Raw genomic sequence first — 24,978 nt, 5'->3', positions numbered from 1 at the left:
GCGATGATTTGACGATGAACGGCGATCCCTGCCTGCTGTCCGCAACCGAGCTGCGCGGCCTCGTTGCCACGAAGAAGATTTCGCCCGTCGAGATCACCCGTGCCGTGCTCGCGCGCGCCGAGGCGCTTCAGCCCGAGCTGAACTGTTTCATCACGCTCTGCGGCGACGAGGCGATGACGCAGGCGCTTGCGGCCGAGCGCAAGGTGATGGCGGGCGAGCCGCTTGGCCTGCTGCATGGCCTTCCCGTCACCGTCAAGGACATCGTCAACACTGGCGGCGTGAAGACCACGTTCGGCGCCGTTCCCTACAAAGACAACGTGCCGGCCGAGGATGCTGTTGCGGTGGCAAAGCTCCGTGCGGAAGGCGCGATCCTGATCGGCAAGACCACGACGCCCGAATTCGGCAGCAAATGCCTGACCGACTCGCCCTTGTTCGGCCGCACCCGCAATGCGTGGAGTGCGGAGCGGTCCTCCGGTGGCTCCAGTGGCGGCGCGGCCGTGGCGGTGGCGAGCGGCATCGCGCCGCTTGCGATTGCGACCGATGGCGGCGGATCGACGCGAATTCCCGCCGCTTGCAACGGCGTGGTGGGGCTGAAGCAGAGCAACGGCGTGATCGCGCACAGCCAGGCGCTCGACGCCTTCGGCAACCAGACCTATGTCACGCCGACCACGCGCACGGTCGCCGACACCGCGCTGATGATGCAGGCGATGGCCGGCGAGGACTCCTGCGATCCCTGGTCGATCGGCGTGCCCGTGCCCGATTTCATCGGCACCGCCGCGCCGCGCGGCGATCTGCGCGGGCAAAGGATCCTGTTCTGCGAGTCGCCTCCCGGCCGCCCGGTGTCGTCAGATGTCGCGGCCAGCTTCAAGGCGAGCCTCGACCGGCTGGCCGGTCTCGGTGCCGAGCTCGAGGAGTTCTCCGGCGAGGGGTTTGACATCGAGCCGATCTGGCGCGCCATCAACCACACCGTCTGGCGTACGCGTTTCGCCAAGCTGGTGGCCGAGCATGGCGACGTCCTCAGCGAAGCCTTCGTCAAGCAGGTCGCGCTCGCGACCAATGTCAGCGGCGTCGCCTATCAGGAGGCGATGTTCGCGCGCACCGCGCTGTTCCGCCGCGTGCAATCCCTGCTTGCGCGCGGGCATCTTTTGGCGATGCCGACCATCACCCGCACCGCGCTGCCGATCGACCAGGACCTGTTCGGCACCATCGAGATCGACGGCAAGCACTTCGACAGCGTCCGGCCGCACTGGTTCCCCTGGACCATGCCGTTCAACATGACCGGGCACCCCGCGATCAGTCTTCCCTGCGGCTTCGGCCGCGACGGCCTGCCGATCGGGCTTCAACTCGTCGGGCGCTTCCGTGCCGATGCCGAATTGCTGCGCGTGAGCGCGCTGTTCGAGGCCTCGCACGATCTTCTGTCCCGCCGGCCCGGCTGAGGTGAGGCACATGCCGCAAAGGACTTGCCTCCGGCGCCCGGACATGTTGATCGTGCGGCGGATGAGCCCTGAAGCCGAGCGCGCATGAGCGTATTCTTTCTTCGACGTCTGTTGACCTTGCTGGCGACGCTGGTCGGCGCATCCGTGATCATTTTCCTGGTGCTGGATGCGCTGCCTGGCAATGCCGCGCAGATGCTGATGGGCGCGGATGCCTCGGCCGACGCGGTGCGCGCGCTTACGGTCAAGCTCGGGCTCGACCAGCCGCTGGCGGTTCGCTATCTGCAATGGATCAAGGGCCTCCTCGTCGGCGATCTCGGCAACAGCTATGTCTATGGCACGCCGGTCGCGAGCCTGATCGCGGAGCGGCTCGTGCTGACCGTTCCGCTCGCGATCATGTCGATGCTGATCACGGTGACGCTGGCGCTCTCGGCCGGCATCTACACCGCGGCCAACCACAACAAGCTCGGCGACGTCGGCGTGATGTCGTTGACGCAAGTGGGCATCGCGCTGCCGAATTTCTGGTTCGCGATCCTGCTGGTCCTCCTGTTCTCGGTGCGGCTGCAATGGCTCTCGGCGGGCGGCTTTCCCGGCTGGGAGGACGGCATCTGGCTCGGCATCAAGTCGCTGCTGCTGCCGGCGGTCTCGCTCGCCGTGGTGCAGGCCGCGATCCTCGCGCGCGTCACGCGCTCGGCGGTGCTCGAAGTGCTGCGCGAAGATTTCGTCCGCACGGCGCGCGCGAAGGGGCTCGGCAAGCGCGAAGTGCTGTGGAGCCACGTGCTGCGCAACGCCATGATCCCCGTGATGACGGTGATGGGGCTGCAATTCGCCAATCTGCTCGCCGGCACCATCGTGATCGAGAACGTGTTCTACCTGCCGGGCCTCGGCCGCCTGATCTTCCAGTCGATCGCCAACCGCGACCTGATCGTGGTGCGCAATTGCGTGATGCTGCTTGCGGCCATGGTCGTCATCGTGAATTTCGTGGTCGACGTGCTCTACGCCTTCATCGATCCCCGCATCAAGGTCCACGATTTGTGAGCGCGCCCCTGACCACTTCGGTCGACGCCCCGATCGCAACGCGTCCGCTGCCGGCCCGCACCTTCTGGGCCCGCGCGCTGCGTCACCGCAGCTTTGTGCTGGGCGGAGCGCTGAGCCTGCTGGTACTCGCCTCGGCGCTACTGTCGCTGGTGTGGACGCCGTGGTCGCCCTATGAGATCGACATCGCCTCGAAGCTCCGACCGCCGTCGGCGGCGCACTGGCTCGGCACCGATTCCTTCGGCCGCGACATCGTCTCGCTGCTACTCGCGGGCGCGCGCTCGACCATTCTGGTCGGCATCATCGCCGTGAGTATCGGTCTCACCTTCGGCGTTTGCCTCGGCCTGATCGCTTCTGCCAAGCGCGGCTGGACCGAAGAAATCATCATGCGCTTCTCCGATTTCACCTTTGCCTTTCCGGCGGTGCTCTCCGCGATCATGCTCGCCGCGGTCGTCGGGCCGGGCATGGTGACCTCGATCATCGCGATCGGAATTTTCCAGATCCCGACGCTGACCCGGCTGACGCGCGGCTCGGCCAACGCGATCTGGGCGCGCGAATTCGTGCTGGCCGCGCGCGCGTCGGGCAAGGGCAAATTCCGCATCACCATCGAGCATGTGCTGCCCAACATCCTGTCGATCCTGATCGTGCAGGTCACCATCCAGTTCGCGCTCGCGATCCTTGCCGAAGCCGCGCTATCCTATCTCGGTCTCGGCACGCAGCCGCCGCAGCCGTCCTGGGGGCGGATGCTGAACGATGCGCAGACGCTGCTGTTCCAGTCGCCGATGCTCGCGGTCTATCCGGGCGCGGCGATTGCCATCGCGGTGCTCGGGCTCAATCTGCTCGGCGACGGACTGCGCGATCTGCTCGATCCGCGACTGGCGCGGGAGCGATGACGATGGGGGAGCGCTCAACCCTGCCGCTGATCGAGGTCGCCAATCTCGGCGTTCGCCTCAACACCAGCCGCGGACCGGCGCAGGCCGTGCGCGGCGTCAGCTTCGCCCTCAAGCGCGGCGAGACGCTGGGTCTCGTCGGCGAATCCGGCTGCGGCAAGTCGGTGACGGCGCTGTCGCTGATGGGCCTCTTGCCGGACAGTGCTGTCGTGACCGGCAGCATCAAGCTTGATGGCAGCGAGCTCGCCGGTCTGTCGGATGCGGATTATTGCAAGCTGCGCGGCAACCGCATCAGCATGATCTTCCAGGAGCCGATGACGGCGCTCAACCCGATGCACACGATCGGGCATCAGGTTGCCGAGCCGCTGCGGCGTCACAAGAAATATTCGGCGGCGCAGGCGCGCAAGGAAGCGATCGCCTTGCTCGACCGCGTCGGATTGCCCGATCCCGCAGGGCGGATCGACGCCTATCCGCATCAGTTCTCCGGCGGTCAGCGCCAGCGCGTCACCATCGCGATGGCGCTCGCCTGCGAGCCCGACCTCCTGATCGCGGACGAACCGACCACGGCGCTCGACGTCACCATCCAGGGCCAGATCCTCGACCTCATCGCCGATCTCGTCGAGGAGCGCGGCATGTCGATGATCCTGATCTCGCACGATCTCGGCGTTATCGCCGAGAACGTGCAACGCATGATGGTGATGTATGGCGGCACGGTCGTCGAGAGCGGGCCGACCGACGAGGTGTTCCGCCGGATGGGCCATCCCTACACGCAGGGCCTGTTCCGCGCCCGGCCGAAGCTCGGCGCGCGCAAGGGGACGCGGCTGACGACGATCTCGGGGACGGTGCCCGAACTTGCGGACTTGCCTGCCGGCTGCACGTTCGGCGACCGCTGTCCGCTGGTCGAGGACAAGTGCCGCGTGGCGCTGCCGCCGATGATCGAAGTCGGTCCCGGTCACGGCGTGCGCTGTGTGCGCACCGATGTCTCCATGGCCGCGAATGTCGGAGCGCTGCCCGCATGACCGCAGCGCCGCTTCTCGACGTCAAGAATCTTGAGCAGCGTTACACGCTGCCGCGCGAAAGCCTGTTCCGCCCGCCGGGCCAGGTGCGCGCGCTCAACGGCGTCAGCGTGCGGGTCGATGCCGGCAAGAGCCTCGGCGTCGTCGGCGAGTCCGGTTCGGGCAAGTCGACCTTCGCGCGGGTGGTGATGGCGCTGGAGCGGCCGACGTCGGGGCAGGTCGCGCTGCTCGGGCGAGATCTCAACCGCATCTCACCCGACGAGCTGCGCCGTGCGCGCCGCGATTTCCAGATGGTGTTCCAGGATCCTTACGGATCGCTCGATCCGCGCCAGACCATCGCGCGCATCGTCGCCGAGCCGCTCACCGTGCTGGAAGATGCCGACCGCACCACGTTCCGCGCCCGCGTCTCCGCGGTGCTGCGGCAGGTCGGCCTGCGCGATGCCGACATGGACAAATATCCGCACGAATTTTCCGGCGGCCAGCGCCAGCGCATCGCGATCGCGCGCGCGCTGATCACCCAGCCGAAGCTGATCGTCGCCGACGAGCCGGTTTCCGCGCTCGACGTCTCCGTGCAGGCGCAGGTGCTCAATTTGATGCAGGACCTCCAGGAGCAGTTCGGCCTGAGCTACATCCTGATCAGCCACGACCTCGCCGTGGTCGACTATCTCTGCGACGAGGTCGCGGTGATGTATCTCGGCCGGATCGTCGAGCAGGGCAGGCCGGAGGACCTGTTCGAGCGCTGTGCCCATCCCTATACGCGGGCGCTATTGGATGCCGTGCCGCGGGCGCGCGCTGGCGGCGGCCGGCGCCGGCGCGGGGCCCAGGCGATCGCCTCGCAATCGGTGACTGCTGCCGGATGCCCCTATGTCGCGCGCTGTCCGCTCGCCGACCAGCATTGCCGCGAGGTTCCGCCCTTGCTACGCAAGGTCGGCGAAGCCCATCTCGCCGCCTGCCACAAGGCGGAGGCGGTGATGGCATTGCCGCACGCGGTCATGGAAGGTTAGTGTCCCCCATGGAATTGGCGTAGGCTGAGACAAGAGAAGGCCGGGGAGTTACGCATGTTCAGGAAATTATCGATCGTCGCATTTGCCGCCGCGCTTGTCGCAGCACCGCTGCCGGTGCTGGCGCAGGGCAAGAAGGACAGCGTCGTCATGGCGATGGCGCTGGAGCCGCCGGGGCTCGATCCCACCATCGCCGCCGCGGCCGCGATCGCCGAAGTGACGCTCTACAACATCTATGAGACGCTGACCAAGATCAACGAGGACGGCTCCGTCTCGCCCTTGCTGGCGGAGAGCTGGACCGCCTCGCCCGACCTGAAGACATACACGTTCAAGCTGCGCAAGGGCGTCAAATTCCAGAACGGCGAGCCGTTCGATTCCGCGGCGGTGAAGTTCTCGTTCGAGCGCAACGCGATCGCGACCAGCACCAACAAGGACAAGAGCCTGTTCCAGGCCTTCGAGAAGGTCGACGCGCCCGACGGTGACACGGTCGTGATCACGGTGAAATATTCCGAGCCGAACCTGCCGTTCCTGCTCGGGCAGGCGAGCGGTTCGATCGTCGAGCCGAAGAGTGCAGCCACCAACGGCACGCAGCCGGTCGGGACCGGGCCCTATCAGCTCGGGGCCTGGGCCAAGGGCTCCTCGATCACCCTGACCAAATGGGCCGACTATCGCAACGCCGCCGCGATCAAGCTGTCGAAGGTGACGATCCGCTTCATCTCCGATCCGGCGGCGCAGACCGCGGCGCTGCTCTCGGGCGACGTCGATGCGTTCCCGCGCGTTGCGGCTGCGCGCGCCATCGGACAGTTCAAGGCTGATCCGCGCTTCAACGTCATGGTCGGCGGCTCCCGTGCCAAGACCATCGTCGGCATCAACGAGCGCAAGAAGCCGCTCGACGACGTCCGCGTGCGCCGTGCCATCCTCGCCGCGATCGACCGCAAGGCGATGGTCGACGGCGCGGCTGATGGTTTCGGCACGCCGATCGGCAGCTTCTACGTGCCCGGCGCGCTCGGCTTCGTCGACACCACCGGCATCAACCCCTACGATTCCGAGAAGGCGAAGAAGCTGCTGGCGGAAGCCGGGGTCACCACGCCGCTCGAACTGTCGCTGAAGCTGCCGCCGCCGTCCTATGCGCGGCAGGGCGGCGAGATCCTCGCGGCCCAGCTCGCCAAGGTCGGCATCATCGCCAAGATCGAGAATGTCGAATGGGCGCAGTGGCTGTCGCAGGTGTTCGCCGGCAACGGCCCGCACAATTTCGACCTCACCATCGTCAGCCATGTCGAGCCGTTCGACCTCGTCAAGATCACCGAGCCGGACTACTATCTCGGCTACAACAACGAGGCCTTCAACGCGCTCTACAAGCAGATCGTGTCGACGCCTGACGAGGCTGGCCGCGCAAAGCTGCTCGGCGATGCCCAGCGGATGCTGGCCACCGACGCGGTCGCAGGCTTCCTGTACCAGCCCCAGCTCATCACCATCACCAACAAGAAGCTGAAGGGCGTCTGGAAGGACGTCCCGCAATACGAGAACGATTTCTCGACCTGGTCCTGGGAGTAGGGGCCGTTCGATCAGGTCGAACCTGCTGCAACGTTGACCTCTCCCCATCGGGAGAGGTCAATCTTTTTGGGCACCCCAAAAACAAAAACCTGAAAAACAACCCCATGCACAGTAGCCGGGGTTAGATATTTCAATGGCTTGCACCGTCCGCTCGATGGCTTGCTGAGCCATGCGATGCGGTTGACCCGTCGGGCAAAACACCGGCAATATACGATCATCGCGGCGTCATGGTTCGGGACGCGCCGTCAGGCGAGGCACGCCATGAAGAAGCCATCCCGCCGCGATGCCGGCATCGCCGCGGCTGTCGTCAACGCTGAAGCACCGATCACCCTGAAGCTCGACAATGCGCCGATGAGCGATATCGCTCATGCGCTGGCCAGCGGGCAGGTCACTGCCACGGCGCTGACCAAAACCTATCTCGCGCGCATCGAAGCCTATGACCGCAACGGGCCCGCGCTCAACTCCGTGCGCGCGATTAATCCCGACGCGCTTGGGATCGCGGGCAAGCTGGACGACGCCAGGCCGTCGGCCAAGCGGCCGCTGGCGGGCATCCCGATCCTGGTGAAGGACAACATCGCGACCGGCGACAAGCAGCCGACGACGGCGGGCTCGCTGGCGCTGGAGGGCGCGCGCGCCAGGAGAGACGCCACAATCGTCAAGCTGCTGCGAAAGGCCGGTGCGGTGATCCTGGGCAAGGCGAACCTGACGGAGTTCGCCAACATTCTCGCGGCCGACATGCCCGCGGGCTATTCGTCGCTCGGCGGTCAGGTGAAGAACCCTTACGTGCCGGCGCTGATGGATGATCGCGGCATCCCGGTCGTGCCGCCGGGCGGATCGAGCGCGGGCTCGGCCGTCGCCGTAGCGGCCGGCCTCTGCGCAGCCTCGATCGGCACCGAGACGTCGGGCTCGCTGCTGTATCCCGCGAGCCAAAACGGCCTCGTCACCGTGAAGCCGACTGTTGGGCTGGTCAGTCGGGCCGGGATCGTGCCGATCGCGCACAGCCAGGACACTGCAGGGCCGATGACGCGCACGGTGCGCGACGCGGCGATGCTATTGAACGTGCTCGCGGCCGAAGACCCACTCGACCCCGCGACCGAGCGGTAGCGGCGGCCGGTCGACTACAGCGCCGACCTCGCAACCGACGCGATGAGGGGCGCACGCATCGGCGTGCCGAGCGACCCGGCCGATCCGCTGAACGATCGCTACTACGGCAAGCTGCCGCCCAGGTCGGCCAAGGTGATGGCCGACGCGATCAAGGTGCTGGAGGATCTGGGCGCCGTCATCGTTCGTGCCAACATGCCAACATCTGGCTGGATCGGCGGGCCGGGCACGAGCATGAACGTGCTCAACCGCAATCCCCTAAGTCGCAACAAGGGTAATCTGGCGACGCCGCCGATCGTCTTCCTCTACGAGCTGAAGCGCGATCTCAACCTCTACCTCAGCGATTGGGCGACGAACACAGAGATGAAGACCATGGCCGATATCGTGGCCTTCAACGAGGCGAACGCGGAGACGGCGCTGCGGTTCGGCCAGGACCTGTTCCTGGCCGCCAACATGACCAGGGGCGATCTGAGCGAGCGCGAGTACAAATCGGCACGGGCCATGGACCTGCTCTCCGCCAAGACGCGCGGCATGGACGCCTACATGAACCAGCACAAGCTCGACGCGGTGCTGTTTCCCGGCGCCGCAGGCTGCGTGATATCAGCGAAGGCGGGCTATCCCAGCGTCATGGTGCCGGGCGGTTTCATTTCGGGAGCAGACGACAAGGACACGCCTGACTATCCGCTCGGCGTTACCTTCGCAGGCCGTGCCTGGAGCGAGCACAAGCTGCTGCGTCTGGCCTACGCCTATGAGCAGGCGACCAACATGCGCAAGCCGCCGCCCGGCTTGCCCGCGCTTTAGATTTCGCCGGCCGAGAGGATCAGGCGGAAATCCCTGCTCGCGCGTCGGACCACGTTTCTGGCCAGTTCCGAAAGTTCAGAGTGACAAATTGCGCGACACGCCCAAAGCGTCGACAAGAAAATCGATGAACAGGCGGGCACGCAGGGGGAGTTGTCGTCCGAATGCGTGCAGGACGTAGACCGGTGTGGTGAACATCGGTATGCCCGGCAGCACGACATTCAATCGCCCGGCGGCGAGCTCGTCCTCGATTGCGATGCGCATGAACTGCGTGATGCCAACGCCTTTTATGACCGCCTCAATCAACGACTGAGCATCGTCGCTATCGAAGGGGCCATTGGGGATGACCCGTGTGCCGTCCGCAAAAGTAAATGCTTGCGGCCGGCCACCAAGCAGATGGCGAAGGCAGGCATGCTGCGTGAGATCGTCGATCGACTGCGGGATTCCTCGTCGCTGAAGGTATTCCGGCGATGCGCCCAGAACATATTGCAGGACACCTAACGAGCGGCCGATCAGGTTTGTGTCTTCCAATTCGCCAATTCTGACAGCGAGGTCGAAACCCTCGCGGATGAGATCGACACGGCGGTCCGTGACGCTGAGATCAAGCTTGATGTCCGGATAGCGCTCCAGGAACGAGCCCGCCCATGCGGAAATCAACGGGCGTCCAAATGTACTCGGCACAGTGACCCGAAGCACGCCACGGACGTTTCCCGGAACCTGCACGACGTCGTCGGCTTCCTCTATCGCGCGCAGATGGGGAGCGACGTGCTCGTAGTAAGCGGCGCCTTCGGACGTTGGGCTGAGTGTGCGCGTTGAGCGCTGCAGCAAGCGCACGCCGAGGCGTTGTTCGAGGCGCGAAACGCTTTTCGATACCGCCGAGGGGCTGGCGCCGATCGATCGTGCGGCGCCGGCGAAAGAACCCGCGTCAACCGTCCGCACGAAGGCCAGCAGACCGGCCGTTCTTTCTAGAATCGTTGTCATTCAGGACTTTGGATCGCGAAAGAACCGAACGAAAGACGGCTAATCGGCCATTTATGAACGAATAGTCTGACTTTCGCAATGGGGGCCCCGACAACCGAGTTGGTCTTCCAATGCCCTTCATCGCTGAAGCTCGTGCAAAAAAGGAAAAGCAGTATGTCTGCGCAAATCAAGCCAACGATCGTTTTCTGTCACGGCATTTGGGCCGATGGCTCCTGTTTCAGCAAAGTCATTCCAGCATTGCAGGCCGACGGGTACGAAGTGATCGCCGTTCAATATGGCCTGGACTCCTTTGAGGAGGACCTGGCGACGGTGAGGCGCACACTCAATCGTGTTGGCAGCCCGGTCCTTCTCGTCGGCCATTCGTATGGCGGCGCCACCATCACGGGCTCGGGCACCGATGAACGCGTGGTCGGTCTCGTCTACATTGCAGCGGTCGCTCCGGATGCCGGCGAGACCGTACAGGACCAGCTCGACAAGTATCCGTCGGATATCTTCTCACGCGTCGAGGTCGCCGATGGGCGTGCCTGGATGCTTCCGAGCGGCACCGAGTTCTTCGCAGGAGACCTCTCCGCGGAAGACCAGAAGCTGGTTTGGGCCACCCAATATGCGCCCGTCTACAATCTGTTCCAGCAACAGAAGCTCAGCGCCGACAAGATCGCGTGGCGGTCGAAGCCGAGCTGGTACATTCTGGCCACGCAAGACCATACCGTGCATCCGGATCTGCAACGCTGGGTGTCGAAGCGCATGGGAGCGACGGTCACCGAAGTGGCGAGCAGCCACGTGCCGATGCTCTCCCAGCCAAATGTGGTTATCGACGTGATACGCAAAGCCGCGGCCGCCGTTCAAAAAAGCTGATCGCAAATAAGATACATTGCCGGACATGAAGGAGAGGTCGTTCGCGAGGCGACCTCTCTTATTCATGGGCTGGCGTGCGACGGCCGCTCTTGGCCCTTCGCAGACGTGGCGTTGCTCGATGCAGATTTCGGCTTGTGACCCCAAGCTGGCGTGTTGGGGCATTGGCGCGGTGTCGGCTTTTGACCCGAAGCGGACATTTTCCGAACGAATGAGCATCAACGTATTGGAAAATGCTCATGAAATCGGATTTCGATTGTAGTTCAGCGCGATTTGGCCTGACAGCTGCAAGCTGTTCGTTTTTCCGTAGTCCGCTGAGACTATTTCGTGAAATGATGACCCAGCTTCCCGGGTGTCTATTTGGCGCCCTTTCGCGCGTGGGTGGTTCACATGAACATTCGATTAAGTGTATTGGCCGCCGCTCTGACGGGCTCGATATTCGCACTGACGCCAAGTGTGTCGCAGGCGGAATGGCCTGACATCCGCGAGGCCAAGGCCATCGCCGAGGAAGGCTTCATCTACGGGCTGCCGATCGTGATGAACTACGCCGTCATGTACGAATATGCCGTCGACAGGAACTCTGGGCAATTCAAGGCGCCGTTCAACCAGATCAAAAACGAGGCGCGTGTCTATACATACAAAGACACGGCCGTAATAACTCCCAATAGCGACACGCCCTATTCGCTGTTATGGCTCGATCTGCGCGCCGAGCCGATCGTTCTTTCCGTGCCGGCTGTTGACAAGAGTCGCTACTATTCAGTGATGCTTTGCGACGGCAACACGTTCAATTACGGATATATCGGTAGCCGCGCGACCGGAAGCGAGGCCGGAGATTATATGGTGGTTGGGCCGAACTGGCAGGGTGCCACTCCGCCTGGCATCAAGAAGATGTTTCGCTCCTCGACACAATTTTCCGCCGCCGCCTACCGCACCCAGCTCTTCCATCCGGCAGATATGCCGAACGTTGAGAAGGTCCAGGCCGGCTATAAGGTGCAGCCCCTGTCGGCCTATCTCAAGCAGCCCGCGCCCCCCGCCGCAGCGGCCGTCGACTTTCCCAAGGCTAATGCGGAGTTGGTGAAGAAGAACTTCTTCGAGTATCTCGACTTCGCTCTCCAATTTGCGCCGGCCGGGCCGGAGGAAAAGGAAATCCGCGCCAAGCTCACGCGCATCGGCGTCGGCCCCGGAAAGACCTTCGACTTCAAGGATCTTCCGCTGACCCACAAGATTGAAATCGGGCTGGGGATGAAGGACGGCGAAGAGAAAGTTGAAAAGTATCTTGCTAGTGGACAGAAAGACGTAAATGGCTGGAAAATCGGATCGCTGTTCGGAGACCGGCAATTCTACAGCGGCGACTGGCTGAAGCGCGCTGCCGCAGCCAAGGGCGGCATCTATGGCAACGACGCAATCGAGGCCGTCTATCCAATGACGAAGGCGCTTGCTGATGGCGAGGTGCTCGATGGTTCCAAGTACAAGTACACAATCACTTTTTCCGCCGGACAATTCCCGCCGGTAGAGGCTTTCTGGTCGGTGACGATGTATGATGGCAAGAGCCAATTGCTGATCGAGAATCCGATCAACCGCTACCTGATCAACTCGCCGATGCTGCCGGACATGAAGAAGAATGCCGACGGCTCTCTCACGTTGTATATCCAAAAAGATTCGCCCGGCGTCGACAAGGAATCCAATTGGTTGCCGGCGCCGAATGACGAAATCTACCTCGTGATGCGTTTACATTGGCCGAAGACAACGGCGCCTTCGATCCTGCCGGCCGGTGGGGGCTCATGGCAGCCACCGGCCGTTGTGCGCGCAGCCAACTAAGCAATCTGAGGTGATCGAGTGATGCTGGCCAAGGTCCGCTTGTGGCCCTTCGCAGACGTGGCGTTGCTCGATGCTGATTTCGGCTTGTGACCCCAAGCTGGCGTGTTGGGGCGTTGGCGCGGTGTCGGCCTTTGACCCTAAGCGCAAGCCGGTATCCCTGCCGCTAAGCGGCTCGCGTCGACCAATTTCCGACGTTCCGTCCACCGCTGCCGGAGGCCGTCATCATCCGACCGATCGGATGCCTCGCGGGTCAGTATGTCGGTTCGAGGCCACGTAGTCGATCTCGCCATACGTAATCCCGATATCCTTCAGCTCCTGATCACTCAGGTTGCAAAGATCGCGCCTCAGCCGCTCCCATTTCCGCCACTCTTGAAAAGCGTTCCAGCAATTCCTGAAAACGCTGACATTGCGTCGCTGAGAGTCCGTCGTCTGGACCAAGCCCGTTGTCTGATAAATCATGCTCATCGCAGCATCCTCGGGCACCTTGTTTCCACCCTGGCATGCTGCCAAAATCCGGCCCAGCGCGCTTGATCTGCTGCTTACATTTTCCTTACGGACAGCTTATTCTTTATTTTCCAAGTGGTTGCCGGGCCTGACCGGAGACCGTCCAAGGGATTTCGCGTCTTGCGCTATCTCTTCGAAGACTACGAACTGGATTCCGGCCGCCGCGAGCTGTACCGCGACACAAACGTCGTTGCCCTGGCGCCACAGACGTTTGACTTTCTGGATTACCTCATCCGCAACCGCGAGCGCGTAGTTTGCAAGGATGAGCTCATCACAACCATTTGGAAGGGGCGGTGCGTATCGGATGCCGCGCTGACGACCCGCCTGAATGCCGCTCGGTCCGCAATTGGCGATTCCGGGGAGAAACAGCGGTTGATCAAGACGCTGCCAAGAAAGGGCTATCGCTTTATCGGTATGGTGCAGGAGGCTGACGGCGCCCCCACTGTGGCAGTCACAGAAATCCAGAGGGAGACGGCTAAACCCACCCTCACACTTCCCGACAAACCGTCGCTGGCCGTTCTGCCATTCACCAACCTGAGCTCCGATCCAGAGCAGGAGTATTTCGCCGACGGCATGGTCGAGGACATCATCACCGGCCTTTCACGGTCCAAATCGCTGTTCGTCATCGCGCGACAGTCCACTTTTACCTACAAAGGCAAGGCTATCGACATCAGGCAGGTCGGGCGCGAGCTGGGCGTTCGGTATGTGCTCGAAGGCAGTGTGCGCAAATCCGGCGATCGGGTTCGCATTGCCGGGCAGTTGATCGAGGCCACGACGGGTGCTCATCTTTGGGCGGACCGGTTCGACAGCCAGCTCAAAGATATCTTCGATCTGCAGGACCAAGTGACGAGTAGCGTGATTAGCGCACTCTTTCCTCAATTGGAGCGCGCCGAGATAGAGCGCGCAAAGCGCAAGCCAACCGAAAATCTTCAGGCCTACGATTACTATCTGCGTGCACTCTCGAGCTTCTATGAATTCACCCGCGAACAAAACATTGAAGCCCTCAGACTGATCCGGCTTGCTGTCGAGATCGATCCCGGATTGGCCTCAGCATACGCGCTTGGTGCTTATTGCTATCTGCAACGAAAGATCTTCGGCTGGACGATCGACGCGGATCAGGAACTGAACGACACCCGACGGTTGGCAAGGCGTGCGATCGAGCTCGATAAGGATGATCCAACCGTACTCGTGAGAGCCGGGCAGGCAATTGGCGCCGTATTATATGAGATCGACGATGGCGTGGCCCTCGTCTCCCGAGCTCATGAGCTTAACCCGAACCTGGCTGTTGCACGGTATACGATCGGCTGGGAACACATACGGCGCGGTGACATAGAGGCGGCGCTCAAGCAGTTCCACGCCGGGGGGCGTCTAAGCCCGATGGATCCGTTTCTTTTTCTGCTGCAGACCGGCATAGCGTTTGCGCATTTCTTGACGGATCGATACGAGGACGGGTCATCATGGGCCAAGTCGGCTGTGCTGCATCGGCCCAACTATCTCAACGCACAATTTATTCTGGCGGCATGCCACGCGATGTCTGGAAGGGTCGAGGAAGCCCGGATGATCGGTGCACGCCTGGTGGAAGCGAGGCCGGCTCTGCGCGTCTCCACACTCGTTCCAAAGCTCGCTCGATTTTACAGGCCGGAACACCTCGAAAGGATAGCGCGAGCTTGCCCCATCATGGGTCTCCCCCCATGAGTGCTGCGGTTGCCGGGAAATACTGGTCTCATTCCAATTCCCATCAACGGCGCAGTATGCAATGTCGGCTTGTGGCCCTTCGCAGACGTGGCGTTGCTCGATGCTGATTTCGGCTTGTGACCCTAAGCTGACGTGTTTGGGCGTTGGCGCGGTGTCGGCTTTTGACCCATAGCGGACCTTGCCATTTCGAGCGGCGGTCAGTTAGCTGCGCTATCAGATCAGAGCGTTCCCGCAGAAAGGATGAATTAAATTGCACCCGGCGCGCGCGCCCGAGCACGGATGATCTTGTTGAGAGCCATCAGGACCGAGGGGCGCAGGATTTGGATTGCGTCACGGATCGTTGCGCCGAGTGGCTGCCGGCCGATCCGTCCGCGTAGTCGAGCAACCCGCAACGCACGCACGACCGTTTCAGGATCGGGAAGTTCTCCTTTATCTTCCAAAAGGCTCCAAGTGAGGCGTTTGAGATCGACTGTCTCTTGGTCAATGTGAGTGAACGACCCGTCTGCCGTGATGCAGGGGTGGTTGGTCATGTCGTAAAAGATAAGACCATCGTCTATCGCTACCATGTCACCATGGCAGGCCAGATCAATGAAGAACAGTTGGTCGACCCCCCAACTTATCGACTTGTAGTTTCGCATCAGGCAGCCGGCTTTGACGACGTTGCTATTGACCAACAGCGTCGATGGGACAATTCCGAGCGACCGCGTTTTGCCCACCAAATAGAGATCAGTCAGGCACTGTTGGCCCGAATACACGTAAATCTCACCCCCTTGCCGGTACTTTATGCCTTTGTCTTGCACCAGATGGCTTGTGGAGGTGATGACTGCCGCGGCGGGGTAGGCCAACGCAAGTCTCGCGAAAGACGTAAGCGCCCCTGGCGCGAGCCAGTCGTCGTCATGCAACAATTTGATCCAGGGACCGCGACACGCAAGCATCGCATTGTTCGTGTTCTCGACCTGACCACGGCCTCTGCGGTTCTCGACGACTCGGATGCGCGGTTCTGTGCTGACATATTCGGACAAGAGGCGACAACTCTCGCCCACTAACCCTTCGTCGTCGCTGATCACCATTTCCCAATCGGAGAAGTCCTGCTGCAGCACGCTTTCGATCGCGCGTTGCAGCCCAAAAGGACGTCGAAAGGTTGGGATCGCGACCGAAATGAACGACCGGAGTTCCGCCTCGCTGCTCGACAGTTCTGCTGGAGACACAATCATCATCCCCTAGACGCAAGACCGCTCAACAATAACAGTTCTCGGGGAGCGGCAACATCCTAGATGTCCGGATGTGGCCCTTAGCGGACAAATCCGCGTCCTGAACTGTTGGACCGCTTTTGCCGCTTAGCGAACCTGGCCATCAACTCAAATGTCCGCTTGGCCCATAAGCGGCCTTCCTCTCCTTACAGCTGTAACCATCTCCCTCCGGGGAGACATCGTTCGGTAGCGCGCGCCGCTTCATTCTTGGCGTGGCCGCGCGGACACAAGCGCGGCCACGCGTCCGTCCGGAAGCCTGCATTGGGTTGCGCAGGATGGCTTGCGACAGCGCATTCGCAACCGTGACGAAAGGGTTCTACGATGTCTTATAATTTTCTGCTGGCGTCGTGGGGAACCCTCGGGAATTTGAGCCCGCTGCTGACTGCGGCGCGGAGGCTGCACCGGAATGGACATCATATCCGGGTGATGGCGGATCCGGCGATGCGCGCTGAAGTCGAGGCCTCCGGCTTTGCATTTGTAGCATGGCGCCGCGCCCCGACCGGAAAGGCTGCGGATCCGGTGGACGTCTCGGATGTGAAAGACTTTCTACGCCAGGCCGTCTTTGATCCTGCCGCGCTCTATGCGGCCGATGTCCGGGATGAGATCGGCCGTATGCCGACGGATGCCGTTCTCGTGCTTGACGTGCTGTTTGGTGCTGCGCTCGGGGCGGAGGCGTCAGGCGTGCCTTTCGCTCTGCTGTCCCCTCATGTCAGCATTCGGCCCCTGCCGGGAATGCCGCCGGCTGTCAGCGGGTTGAGCCAACCGAAAACGCCGGAAGAGCGCGCCGAAGTCGACGCCGCCAATGCCAGGCTGGCCGAAACACTCAATCTGTTTCTGCCAAGTCTCAACCGCGCGCGTGCTGATCTGGGTCTTCCGCTTCTGGCAGATGTCTACGATCTGTTCGATCGGGCCAACCGGCTTTTGCTCGCGACCAGTCGAGCGTTCGACTTTCACGCTGACTCGCTGCCCGACAATTTTCGCTACGTCGGACCGCTGCTCGATGTACCGAATTGGTCCAAGTCTTCGCAGATGGAGGCGTGGCGAGCGCCATGGTCGGCTCAGTCGGGTCGTCCTCGCGGGCTGATCGCATGCAGCACGGGTGCGCAAGGTCAGCGCGAACTGTTTCAGCGCATTATCACAGCGATGGAGGCGGTCGAGATCGATGCCCTTGCAACAGCCGGTCCCAATGTCGACGTCGCCGATCTCAGGGCTCCGAACAATGTGCATTTGGTCCGGGGCGCTCCCCATGACCTCGTCATGAAGGATGTTTCCGTGGTGATCTCGCAAGGCGGTCACGGAACGACCACGCGTTCACTCATCAACGGACTGCCGCTGCTCATCCTGCCGATGGGTCGGGACCAGGCTGCCAATGCCGCGCGCGTCGAAGCGAAGGGGGCAGGGCTTCAATTGCCTCCAACCGCCTCCGAAGCGGAAATTGCAGCGGCGGTGAACCGATTGATTGCGGAGCCGCAATTCAGGATGGCAGCCCGTCTGCTCGGCGAGGCCATGAAAGTCGATATCGATCGGTCCGGCCTCGTCGACGAGATGGAGGCGATCGCCGCCATTGGCCGCGCGGCGAGACCGCAACCGAAGAATCAACCGCTTCGAAAATCTGCCTGACGGTTCGCAAGGCGAATTGGCGGCACACCGTTCGTGAAACGATGCGCCGCTCGTTGGTTCATGCCGCTTTGGCGTCGACGCTGCCGATCCAGTTGCGGGCCAGCGTCACGTCGGCCTGCGACAATTGATGGCCTGCCGGCAGGACCTTGTGGTCGACACGCGCGCCGGCTTCCGACAACAGCGCCGCAAGCTTTGCCGAATTGCTCGCTGGCACGATCGGATCAGCCTGCCCGGACAGCAGCAGAATCGGCTTGCCGCCAAGCTCCGCCTTCGGCGGATCCGACAGCGGCACCATGGCACGCAGCAGGATCGCGCCGGCCAGGACGTCCGGCTTCAGCAGCAACAGCGCGGCTGCGATGTTGGCGCCGTTGGAGAAGCCGACCGCAACAGGCGCGGCGATGCCGTATTGCTTCCGCGCATCCGCGATGAAGTCGCCGAGCTCCAGCGCGCGCCGGCGCACGTCGTCCTCGTCGAACACGCCCTCGGCGAGACGGCGGAAGAAGCGCGGCATGCCGTGCTCGAGCACGCGGCCACGCGGCGAGAGCAGCGCGGAGCCGGGCGAGATCATCTTGCCGAGCCCGAGCAGGTCGTTCTCATCACCGCCGGTGCCGTGCAGCAGCAGCAGCGGAGGGGAGCCCGCGTTGGTCGCGGGCTCGAAACGATGGATGAATGTGCTCTCGGTCATGACGCGCTTTCTTCCAGGCTCGGCAGAACATTTTCGATCTGCTTGCGCTGCGCTTCGAGGAAACTCGGCAGCTTCAGATCACGTCCCAGGGTTGCTACGGGCTCATCGACGGCGAAGCCGGGGATATCGGTCGCGATTTCGAACAGCACCCCGCCTGGTTCGCGGAAGTAGATCGAGCGGAAGTAGTTGCGGTCCCTCTGCTCGGTCGGATGCAGGCCGTGATTGCTCACGAGCTTTTGCGCCATCCGGCCCTGCTCGGCGTCATCGGCCGCGCGGAAGGCGATGTGATGGACGGAGCCGCCGCCCTGATGTCCGCGCAAGAAGCCCTTGGCCTCGTAGATGTCGACGACGCTACCTTCGGCATCGCCCGGCGCCTTGAAGCGGATCACCGAGCCCTCGCGTCCGGTCTCCTTGAAGCCGAACACGTCGGTGAGCACGGAAGCCGTCTTCGCCGCGCTGTCGAGCAGCAAGGTCACGCCATGGAAGCCGCGGATCGCGTGCTCGGCCGGGACGTCGCCATTGCTCCAGCCGGGCTCGTCCTCGGCACCGGGGACACCCACAAGCGCGAGCGCCATGCCGTCAGGGTCGGTGAACGGCAGGACGGACTCGCCAAAACGCTTCTCCAGCGCCTCGTAGGCGATGCCCTTCTCGGTGAAGCGCTGCGTCCAGTAGCCGAGCGAGCGCTGCGGCACGCGGAAGGCGGTCTGATGGGTCTCGCCGACGCCGCGGCGGCCGGCCGGCACGCCGGCCCAGGGGAAGAAGGTTAGGATCGTGCCGGGGCGGCCGGTCTCGTCGCCGTAATAGAAGTGGTAAGTGCCGGGATCGTCGAAATTGACCGTCTTCTTGACGAAGCGCAGGCCGAGATCCCGGGTGTAGAAGCCGAAATTGCGGATGGGATCGCCGGCGATCGCGGTGACGTGGTGCAGTCCAGACATTGTCGTCCTCCAGAAGTCGGGGAGCGGTCTTGCTCTGGGTGGAAATATCGTTCCGCTTTGGATTGGAGACAATCCATGCAAATATGACGTCTATGTCTACGATTTGGAAACAATCGCCGGGGCCGGCCCTTGGATAAGGTCGCCAGCCTCCGGGCCTTCGTGAAGGTGGTCGAAAGCGGCAGTTTTGCGGAAGCCGGCCGGCAGCTGCGGCTGTCGCGCTCGGCGATCAGCAAATACATCGCCGACCTCGAAGAGAGCCTCGGCGTCCAGCTCCTGAACCGGACCACCCGCCACGCCAGCCCGACCGAGAACGGCCAGCGCTACTTCGAGCGCGCGGTCGTGATCCTCTCGGAGATCGAGGCCGCCGACCAGGCGGTGGCGCAGGCCCAGTCGGCGCCGCGGGGATTGCTGCGGGTCAACGCGCCGATGTCGTTCGGCACCATGCGGCTTGGACCGGTGCTGGCCGATTTCATGGCGCGCTATGGCGAGCTTCAGCTCCAGATCGTGCTCAGCGACGATCTGCTCGATCCCGTGCAGGACGGCTTTGACGTGACGTTGCGGATCGCGGAATTGGAATCTTCGAGTTTGATCGCACGAAAAATCATGCCGGTGGCGCGCATGATCTGCGCCTCGCCGGATTATCTCGCGCGTCACGGCACGCCAAAGCATCCGCAGGATCTGCGTGAGCACGCTTCGCTGACCTATGGCTTCCTGCTCACCGGCAACCAGTGGAAGCTCACAGGCAGCGACGGCGATCACTGGATCCAGCCGGCCTGGTCGCTCTGCGTCAACAATGCCGAAGTGCTGCGCGACGTCGCGATCAAGGGCAGGGGGCTGGCGCTGCTGCCGGAGTTCATCGCGGCGGACGCTTTAAGGAGAGGCGAGCTGCGTACGGTGCTGGACGACTATTCTGCACCGCCGCTCGCGCTGTACGCGGTCTATCCGCCGACGCGGCATCTGTCGGTGAAGGTGCGGCTGTTCATCGATTTTCTGGTGGAGCGGTTTGCGCGCGAGGAGGAGGCGGGCGTGCAGTAACCGACCGCTGCTCGGCGGGCCGAAGCAGATCGTCGAGCGCGCTCATCGACGCCTCACGAAGTGCGGCGAGATCGCGCGCGGCGCTTTGGCATTCGGGTGGCGACATCGAGGGCGCCGCCAGCTCGATCTCGCGGCTGCGCTCGAACAGGCGGACGAGGCCGAGCGCGCCGGCGGCGCTGCCGAGCTGGTGCGTGAGCCGCGCCAACTGCGCGTGATCGCCGGCCGCGGCGGCTTTGGCGATTTCTGCGATCAGCTTGCCGCTGGTCTCCCCCAGCAAATGATGGAGCTTTTCGATTTGCGCGGGGCCGAGCAGCTCGCGCTGGTCGTCGAGGAAATGCCGGTCGATCAATGCGCCTGCAGCGAGTTGCGCGGCGGCCGGCTCATCCGGGGCGTCCTCGATCGCCTCGCGCAGCGCGTTGATCAGGATCGGCTTGCTGACGACCTTGGCGATGCCGGCACCTGCGAGCCGCTCGCGGGCGCTGGAGGAGACGTCGGCGGTCACGGCGATGATGCGCGGCATCCGCGGCAGATTGAGCTTGCCGATCCGCGACGCCGCCTCGACGCCGTCCATGTCGGGCATGTGCAGGTCCATCAGGATGATGTCGAACGCCTGATCGCGGGCGAGCGCAATGGCCGAAGCGCCGTCTCTCGCGATCGTCGCGCGATGGCCGAGCCGGTTCAGAATGGCTTCGCCGACCTCGCAATTGACGGGATCGTCGTCGACCAGCAGCACGCGGAGCTGCCGCGACGGCGGCGGGACCGCGCCTTGCGCCACGCCGCTTGCGGCGCGGCCGAGCGGCACCTGAAGCGTGAACGTGCTGCCCGCGCCCGGCGTGCTCTCCACCGTCAGCTCGCCGCGCATCAGGCGCGTGAGCCGGCGCGCGATCGCGAGTCCGAGGCCGGTGCCGCCGAACCGCCGCGCGATGCTGTCGTCGGCCTGGACGAAATCGTCGAAGATGCGCTCGTGCATGTCGGGCGCAATGCCGATGCCGGTATCGCGAACGGTGATGCGCAGCAGGACATGATCGTCGCGTTGCTCGGCGGCCGCCGCGAGCGCAATTCCGCCGTGCGGGGTGAACTTGATGGCATTGCCGATCAGATTGAGCAGGATGCGGTTGAGCCTGACCGGATCGCCGTGCACCGATGTGTCGACCGTCGCATCGCAGGCGAGGTCGAAGGTCAGGCCCTTGCCGAAGGCTTGCGGACACATCAGCTCCGCGGCGGTCTCGATCAGCTGGTGAAGGCGGAAGTCGCGCGTCTCCAGCGTTTCGGTGCTGGCCTCGAGGCGGGCATATTCCAGGATGGCATCGACCAGCGCGATCAGCGTTTCGCCCGATGCCTCCGCGGTCGCGAGGTGGCGGCGCTGGGCCTCGCCGAGGCTGCCGTCGTCGAGCAGCTGCAGCACGCCCATGACGCCGTTCAGCGGCGTGCGCAGTTCGTGGCTGACGACGGCGAGGAAGCGCGACTTGGTCTCGTTGGCCAGCACGGCGGCCCTGCGCGCGCGCTCGGCCGCGTCATGCTCGGCCAGGGCCTGATCGCGGGTCTTTTCGAGTTCGGCGGTCCGCTCGACGACCTTGCGCTCGAGCGTCGCATAGGAGTCGCGCAAGTGAGCGGCCATCCGGTTGAACTGGTCGCCGAGCGCTTCCAGCTCGTCGCCGGTCTTGATCGCGAGCCGCAGGCCGAGATCGCCGCTGCCGATCCGCCGCGCGCCCTGCGTCAGGATCTGGATCGGCACGGTCATGCGCCGGCTCAGCCAGAGGGACACCAGGATCGCGCAGGCGAGCAGGACGACCAGGAGAAACGTCGCGCGTCCGATCGATGCATAGATCGGAGCGTAGGCCTCGCTGAGCGGAAGCTCGACGAACACCAGCCAGCCGAGCGAGGGGACCGTCGCATAGGTCGAGAGCACGCGCTGGCCTGACAGATCCCCCTTGACCAGGCCGCCCGAAGGCGGCCCCACGCCGTCGAGTGCGGCGCGCACGTCGGCATGCCCGGAGAGATCGGTCCGTTGCAGCGCCGGCCACAGATCGGGATGCGCGATCAGGACTCCCATGCGGTCGACCACATAGGCCTTGCCGGTGTTGCCGACCCTGATCCCGGCGACGAGGTCCCAGATGAAGCGCAGATTGACGTCGGCCACGATCACATTGGGATTCCGCCCGGTCCCGCGCGTGGCGAGCGTCATGAACGGCTCGGTGTCGCCGAGGAAGTACACTGGCCCGTAATAGGCCCGGCTTTCATTGGCACCGCGGAAGGCCGGCGAGGCCAAGAGATCGGCCTTGCTGCCGACCCTGTCCGCGACGCGGCGCGACACGCGCACCTGCTCGCGGCCCTGCGAATCGAGCTCGGCAATTTCCGCGATCGCCGGCGAGAGGCGCAGGAGCCGGATGGCGTTCAGGCGGTCGTCTTCGTTGCTCGACAGCTCCGGAGGCAGCCGCGAGAGCCATCTGATCTGGCTTTCGATCTGGCCGATGAACTGGCCGATCTGGATGGCCGCGCTTGCTGCCTGCTCGCGCTGGGTCGCCGCGAGAAGCTGCTTTTGCTCGCGATAGGAGAACCAGACGTCGAAGCCGGTGTTGATGGCGAGCGCGGCAAAGGCGAGGGCGACGATCGAGTAGAGATATTTTCGGAACAACCGGCCCGGGGGCGTCCGCAAATGTCCCTGGTCGATCGCCTCGTTCACTCGCGGATCTCGTCGGCGCGCGCCAGCAGCGTGAAGGGAATGTTCAATCCGAGCGAGCGGGCGACCGTGCGGTTGATCAGGAGTTCGTATTTCCGCGGCGATTGCACCGGAAGATCCCCGGCCTTGGTGCCGCGCAGGATGAGATCGACGTAATCGGCCGAGCGCACCTCCAGCGTCGGCCCGTAGCTCATCAGTCCGCCCGCATCCATGAAATAATGGAACGGATAGATCGTGGGGACGCGATGCTTGGCCGCCGCCGCCACGACCGCCTGACGGTGGACCACGAGGAAGCTGTCGACCAGCGCAACCAGCGCCGCCTTGGGCGGTTCGGAAAAGCGCCTGATGGTTTCGTCGATGTCCGTTGGCGCGTTGACGGGCGCGGGGGTCACGGACACCCCTGAGGTCGCGGCCTCCCGCTCGATCGAGTCGAGGAAGAAGCGCCCGGCGCGAGGCGTGGTCGTCGGGTTGAAGAGGACGCCGACGCGCGCGAGATCCGGCACCGCCTCGCGGATGAGCTGAAGCCATTTGCCGCCCATTTCGGCGGTGCTGTTGGTGAAGCCGGTGACGTTGCCGCCGGGATGCGCGAGGCTTTCGACGAAGCCGTTGCCGACCGGATCGTTGGCGGTCGCGAAAACGATCGGGATGGTTTTGGTGGCGGCAAAGACTGCGGCGGTTTCGATGGTCGAGCCGGTCAGGATCACGTCCGGCTTGAGCTCGAGCAACTCCTGGACCGCGGTCTTGAGCTTGTCCGGTCCGCCGAAGGTCGAACGAAGTTCGAGGCGGAAGTTGACGCCCTCGACCCAGCCTCGCTGTCTCAAGCCGACGATGAGACCACCCAGGCGGGAGGTCGGGCTGTCGGTCATGCTCCGTCTGGTCAGTTCGTCGTCGAGCGGCAATCCCGTCAGCGAGGCAACGATCCGCATGCGATCTGACGTTGCGCCGAGCGCAATCCAGCCTGCAGCGGTTGTGCCTGCGAGGCGAATGAAGCCGCGGCGATCGAGCGCGAACGCGGAAGGCCGTTCGGTCATGGAATTCTTTGCACGATGGTCTGTCCCAACCGGATGCTTAACGCGAAAGGGCGGTGTCCACAATTGATGAAAAAATGCGCTTATGAATGTTCATTCGCAGCATTCGGCAGTCCGATACCGTATTCCTACCCCGCCAAAGAGTCGCTGTTTCGAGCTTTGTCTGCTCCGTGACGATCTGCAACGCATTGTGGCGTTGCAACATTTTCCGTCTCGTTGAGACGACGGTTCGGAGAAGTCGATTTCTGAGCGGCTGATTTTTTGAAGCGTTGTTTCAGGTTTGTTTCGAAGGTTGTCGATGCGCAAAATCTATCTTCTTCCGGCCCTCGTGGGCCTGCTGACCTCAGTTGCAGCCGGGCCGCTCGCGGCTCAGGGAGTAGTGCCGAAGCAGAAGGCTGCGCCGGCACCCAGAGCCGCCGCTGCCGGTGCGCCGCCGGCTGCCGCCGCCGGTGCGCCGGTCGCTGCTGCGACCGAGACGCCGACCGCCGGTGCGGACGACAAGACGGCCAAGGCGATCGACGGCTTCCGCTCCGCCAAATTCGGCATGAACGAATCCGACGTGCGCGCGGCGATGACCAAGGACTTCAGCGCCAAGCCCGACGCGATCAGGGCGCAGGACAACGCGTCCGAGCTGACGCACAGCCTGCTGCTCTCCGTTCCCGAGCTGCTGCCGAACGGCGGGACTGCCGAGCTCTCTTATGTGTTCGGCTACAAGTCCAAGTCGCTGATCCAGATCGGCGCGGTCTGGTCGAAAGGGACCGACACGGCGATGACGCCGGAGAAGCTGTTCTCCAACGCCAACATCCTGCGCGCCCATTTCATGGGCGAAGGCTTCAAGCCCGATTCGATCGCGATGAACATGCCCGTCGCCGGCGGCATCGTGATGTTCCGTGGCAGCGACGCCAAGGATCGCTCGGTGATCCTGCTTCTGCAGGGCACGTTCGAGAACAAGGAGAACAACCAGCGTGTGCTGACCCCGACCAGCCTGCTGCTGTTCTACGTGGCCGACGCCAAGAGCCCCGACATCTTCAAGCTGCCGCCCGGCCAGTTCTGATGCCGGACGACCT

19 protein-coding genes and 1 pseudogene are annotated in these 24,978 nt (G+C 63.5%); 13 read left to right on the top strand and 7 right to left on the bottom strand.

The features are described from left to right. Window positions 1-14: 14 nt before the first annotated feature. The 7 genes and pseudogenes from AB7Z56_RS30455 to AB7Z56_RS30425 all read left to right on the top strand — a co-directional run bounded on the left by AB7Z56_RS30455 (window position 15) and on the right by AB7Z56_RS30425 (window position 8,831). Window positions 15-1,436 (top strand): amidase, encoded by a 1,422-nt coding sequence (locus AB7Z56_RS30455; RefSeq protein WP_063984459.1) that lies wholly within the window; start codon window positions 15-17, stop codon window positions 1,434-1,436. Between the two features lie 84 nt (window positions 1,437-1,520). Next, window positions 1,521-2,471: an ABC transporter permease gene (locus AB7Z56_RS30450; RefSeq protein WP_063984458.1), complete on the top strand. Its 951-nt coding sequence runs from the start codon at window positions 1,521-1,523 to the stop codon at window positions 2,469-2,471. Then, complete coding sequence (locus AB7Z56_RS30445; protein WP_166098018.1) at window positions 2,468-3,361, top strand: ABC transporter permease; 894 nt, start codon at window positions 2,468-2,470, stop codon at window positions 3,359-3,361. Before AB7Z56_RS30450 ends, AB7Z56_RS30445 begins: the two co-directional genes overlap by 4 nt. A 2-nt stretch (window positions 3,362-3,363) precedes the next feature. Then, window positions 3,364-4,377, top strand: a complete 1,014-nt coding sequence (locus AB7Z56_RS30440; RefSeq protein ID WP_231144481.1) for an ABC transporter ATP-binding protein — start codon at window positions 3,364-3,366, stop codon at window positions 4,375-4,377. Beyond that, window positions 4,374-5,378, top strand: a complete 1,005-nt coding sequence (locus tag AB7Z56_RS30435; protein WP_063984456.1) for an ABC transporter ATP-binding protein — start codon at window positions 4,374-4,376, stop codon at window positions 5,376-5,378. Before AB7Z56_RS30440 ends, AB7Z56_RS30435 begins: the two co-directional genes overlap by 4 nt. 54 nt (window positions 5,379-5,432) lie before the next feature. Next, window positions 5,433-6,929, top strand: a complete 1,497-nt coding sequence (locus tag AB7Z56_RS30430; protein WP_063984455.1) for an ABC transporter substrate-binding protein — start codon at window positions 5,433-5,435, stop codon at window positions 6,927-6,929. Window positions 6,930-7,103: 174 nt separating this feature from the next. Next, window positions 7,104-8,831, top strand: a pseudogene (locus tag AB7Z56_RS30425) (amidase family protein). 75 nt (window positions 8,832-8,906) lie between these two features. On the opposite strand, the gene AB7Z56_RS30420 reads toward AB7Z56_RS30425, so the two are convergent. Then, window positions 8,907-9,809: a LysR family transcriptional regulator gene (locus AB7Z56_RS30420; protein WP_063984453.1), complete on the bottom strand. Its 903-nt coding sequence runs from the start codon at window positions 9,807-9,809 to the stop codon at window positions 8,907-8,909. Window positions 9,810-9,962: 153 nt separating this feature from the next. Here AB7Z56_RS30420 and AB7Z56_RS30415 point away from each other — a divergent pair, with 153 nt between their 5' ends. Further along, complete coding sequence (locus tag AB7Z56_RS30415) at window positions 9,963-10,664, top strand: alpha/beta fold hydrolase (protein ID WP_231144483.1); 702 nt, start codon at window positions 9,963-9,965, stop codon at window positions 10,662-10,664. Window positions 10,665-11,051: 387 nt separating this feature from the next. Then, window positions 11,052-12,479: a DUF1254 domain-containing protein gene (locus tag AB7Z56_RS30410; protein ID WP_441256709.1), complete on the top strand. Its 1,428-nt coding sequence runs from the start codon at window positions 11,052-11,054 to the stop codon at window positions 12,477-12,479. A 222-nt stretch (window positions 12,480-12,701) separates the two neighbouring features. On the opposite strand, the gene AB7Z56_RS30405 is transcribed toward AB7Z56_RS30410, so the two are convergent. After that, window positions 12,702-12,938 (bottom strand): DUF1127 domain-containing protein, encoded by a 237-nt coding sequence (locus AB7Z56_RS30405; protein WP_224581022.1) that lies wholly within the window; start codon window positions 12,936-12,938, stop codon window positions 12,702-12,704. A 165-nt stretch (window positions 12,939-13,103) separates the two neighbouring features. On the opposite strand from AB7Z56_RS30405, the gene AB7Z56_RS30400 reads away from it, so the two are divergent. Continuing rightward, window positions 13,104-14,678 (top strand): winged helix-turn-helix domain-containing tetratricopeptide repeat protein, encoded by a 1,575-nt coding sequence (locus AB7Z56_RS30400; RefSeq protein WP_063984451.1) that lies wholly within the window; start codon window positions 13,104-13,106, stop codon window positions 14,676-14,678. A gap of 245 nt (window positions 14,679-14,923) precedes the next feature. On the opposite strand, the gene AB7Z56_RS30395 is transcribed toward AB7Z56_RS30400, so the two are convergent. Continuing rightward, window positions 14,924-15,892, bottom strand: a complete 969-nt coding sequence (locus tag AB7Z56_RS30395) for a glycosyltransferase family 2 protein (protein ID WP_081369463.1) — start codon at window positions 15,890-15,892, stop codon at window positions 14,924-14,926. 357 nt (window positions 15,893-16,249) lie between these two features. Here AB7Z56_RS30395 and AB7Z56_RS30390 point away from each other — a divergent pair, with 357 nt between their 5' ends. Then, a complete protein-coding gene (locus tag AB7Z56_RS30390; protein WP_063984449.1) occupies window positions 16,250-17,548 on the top strand; it encodes a glycosyltransferase in 1,299 nt (432 codons plus the stop codon). A gap of 58 nt (window positions 17,549-17,606) precedes the next feature. On the opposite strand, the gene AB7Z56_RS30385 is transcribed toward AB7Z56_RS30390, so the two are convergent. Then, window positions 17,607-18,233 (bottom strand): alpha/beta hydrolase, encoded by a 627-nt coding sequence (locus AB7Z56_RS30385; RefSeq protein WP_063984448.1) that lies wholly within the window; start codon window positions 18,231-18,233, stop codon window positions 17,607-17,609. Next, window positions 18,230-19,168 carry a ring-cleaving dioxygenase gene (locus tag AB7Z56_RS30380; RefSeq protein ID WP_063984447.1) on the bottom strand — a complete coding sequence of 313 codons (939 nt, stop codon included), beginning with the start codon at window positions 19,166-19,168 and terminating at the stop codon, window positions 18,230-18,232. Before AB7Z56_RS30380 ends, AB7Z56_RS30385 begins: the two co-directional genes overlap by 4 nt. 129 nt (window positions 19,169-19,297) lie before the next feature. Between AB7Z56_RS30380 and AB7Z56_RS30375 the strand changes: the two genes are divergently transcribed. Continuing rightward, window positions 19,298-20,203, top strand: coding sequence for a LysR family transcriptional regulator (locus tag AB7Z56_RS30375; RefSeq protein ID WP_063984446.1), 906 nt, complete (start codon window positions 19,298-19,300; stop codon window positions 20,201-20,203). Here the strand turns inward: AB7Z56_RS30375 and AB7Z56_RS30370 are convergent. Further along, window positions 20,148-22,886, bottom strand: coding sequence for an ATP-binding protein (locus AB7Z56_RS30370; RefSeq protein ID WP_441256708.1), 2,739 nt, complete (start codon window positions 22,884-22,886; stop codon window positions 20,148-20,150). The two genes, AB7Z56_RS30375 and AB7Z56_RS30370, sit on opposite strands and share 56 nt — an antisense overlap. Further along, on the bottom strand, window positions 22,883-23,914 hold the full coding sequence (locus AB7Z56_RS30365; RefSeq protein ID WP_063984444.1) for an ABC transporter substrate-binding protein: 1,032 nt from the start codon (window positions 23,912-23,914) through the stop codon (window positions 22,883-22,885). The genes AB7Z56_RS30370 and AB7Z56_RS30365 overlap by 4 nt, the downstream gene beginning before the upstream one ends. 295 nt (window positions 23,915-24,209) lie before the next feature. Between AB7Z56_RS30365 and AB7Z56_RS30360 the strand changes: the two genes are divergently transcribed. Continuing rightward, window positions 24,210-24,965: a hypothetical protein gene (locus AB7Z56_RS30360; protein ID WP_063986535.1), complete on the top strand. Its 756-nt coding sequence runs from the start codon at window positions 24,210-24,212 to the stop codon at window positions 24,963-24,965. Window positions 24,966-24,978 lie beyond the last annotated feature (13 nt).

The organism is Bradyrhizobium sp. 482_C4_N1_8 (assembly GCF_052075965.1).
Taxonomy (GTDB): Bacteria; Pseudomonadota; Alphaproteobacteria; order Rhizobiales; family Xanthobacteraceae; genus Bradyrhizobium; species Bradyrhizobium barranii.
Note: the sequence above shows the minus strand (reverse complement) of the source record. Positions and strands in the feature narration are given on the sequence as shown.

Coding starts and splice junctions, on each gene's coding strand:
- AB7Z56_RS30430 (WP_063984455.1), top strand. CDS start 5,433: ATGTTCAGGAAATTATCGATCGTCGCATTTGCCGCCGCGCTTGTCGCA.
- AB7Z56_RS30455 (WP_063984459.1), top strand. CDS start 15: ATGAACGGCGATCCCTGCCTGCTGTCCGCAACCGAGCTGCGCGGCCTC.
- AB7Z56_RS30395 (WP_081369463.1), bottom strand. CDS start 15,892: ATGATTGTGTCTCCAGCAGAACTGTCGAGCAGCGAGGCGGAACTCCGG.
- AB7Z56_RS30390 (WP_063984449.1), top strand. CDS start 16,250: ATGTCTTATAATTTTCTGCTGGCGTCGTGGGGAACCCTCGGGAATTTG.
- AB7Z56_RS30420 (WP_063984453.1), bottom strand. CDS start 9,809: ATGACAACGATTCTAGAAAGAACGGCCGGTCTGCTGGCCTTCGTGCGG.
- AB7Z56_RS30405 (WP_224581022.1), bottom strand. CDS start 12,938: ATGATTTATCAGACAACGGGCTTGGTCCAGACGACGGACTCTCAGCGA.
- AB7Z56_RS30435 (WP_063984456.1), top strand. CDS start 4,374: ATGACCGCAGCGCCGCTTCTCGACGTCAAGAATCTTGAGCAGCGTTAC.
- AB7Z56_RS30415 (WP_231144483.1), top strand. CDS start 9,963: ATGTCTGCGCAAATCAAGCCAACGATCGTTTTCTGTCACGGCATTTGG.
- AB7Z56_RS30410 (WP_441256709.1), top strand. CDS start 11,052: ATGAACATTCGATTAAGTGTATTGGCCGCCGCTCTGACGGGCTCGATA.
- AB7Z56_RS30365 (WP_063984444.1), bottom strand. CDS start 23,914: ATGACCGAACGGCCTTCCGCGTTCGCGCTCGATCGCCGCGGCTTCATT.
- AB7Z56_RS30450 (WP_063984458.1), top strand. CDS start 1,521: ATGAGCGTATTCTTTCTTCGACGTCTGTTGACCTTGCTGGCGACGCTG.
- AB7Z56_RS30440 (WP_231144481.1), top strand. CDS start 3,364: ATGGGGGAGCGCTCAACCCTGCCGCTGATCGAGGTCGCCAATCTCGGC.
- AB7Z56_RS30360 (WP_063986535.1), top strand. CDS start 24,210: ATGCGCAAAATCTATCTTCTTCCGGCCCTCGTGGGCCTGCTGACCTCA.
- AB7Z56_RS30380 (WP_063984447.1), bottom strand. CDS start 19,168: ATGTCTGGACTGCACCACGTCACCGCGATCGCCGGCGATCCCATCCGC.
- AB7Z56_RS30385 (WP_063984448.1), bottom strand. CDS start 18,233: ATGACCGAGAGCACATTCATCCATCGTTTCGAGCCCGCGACCAACGCG.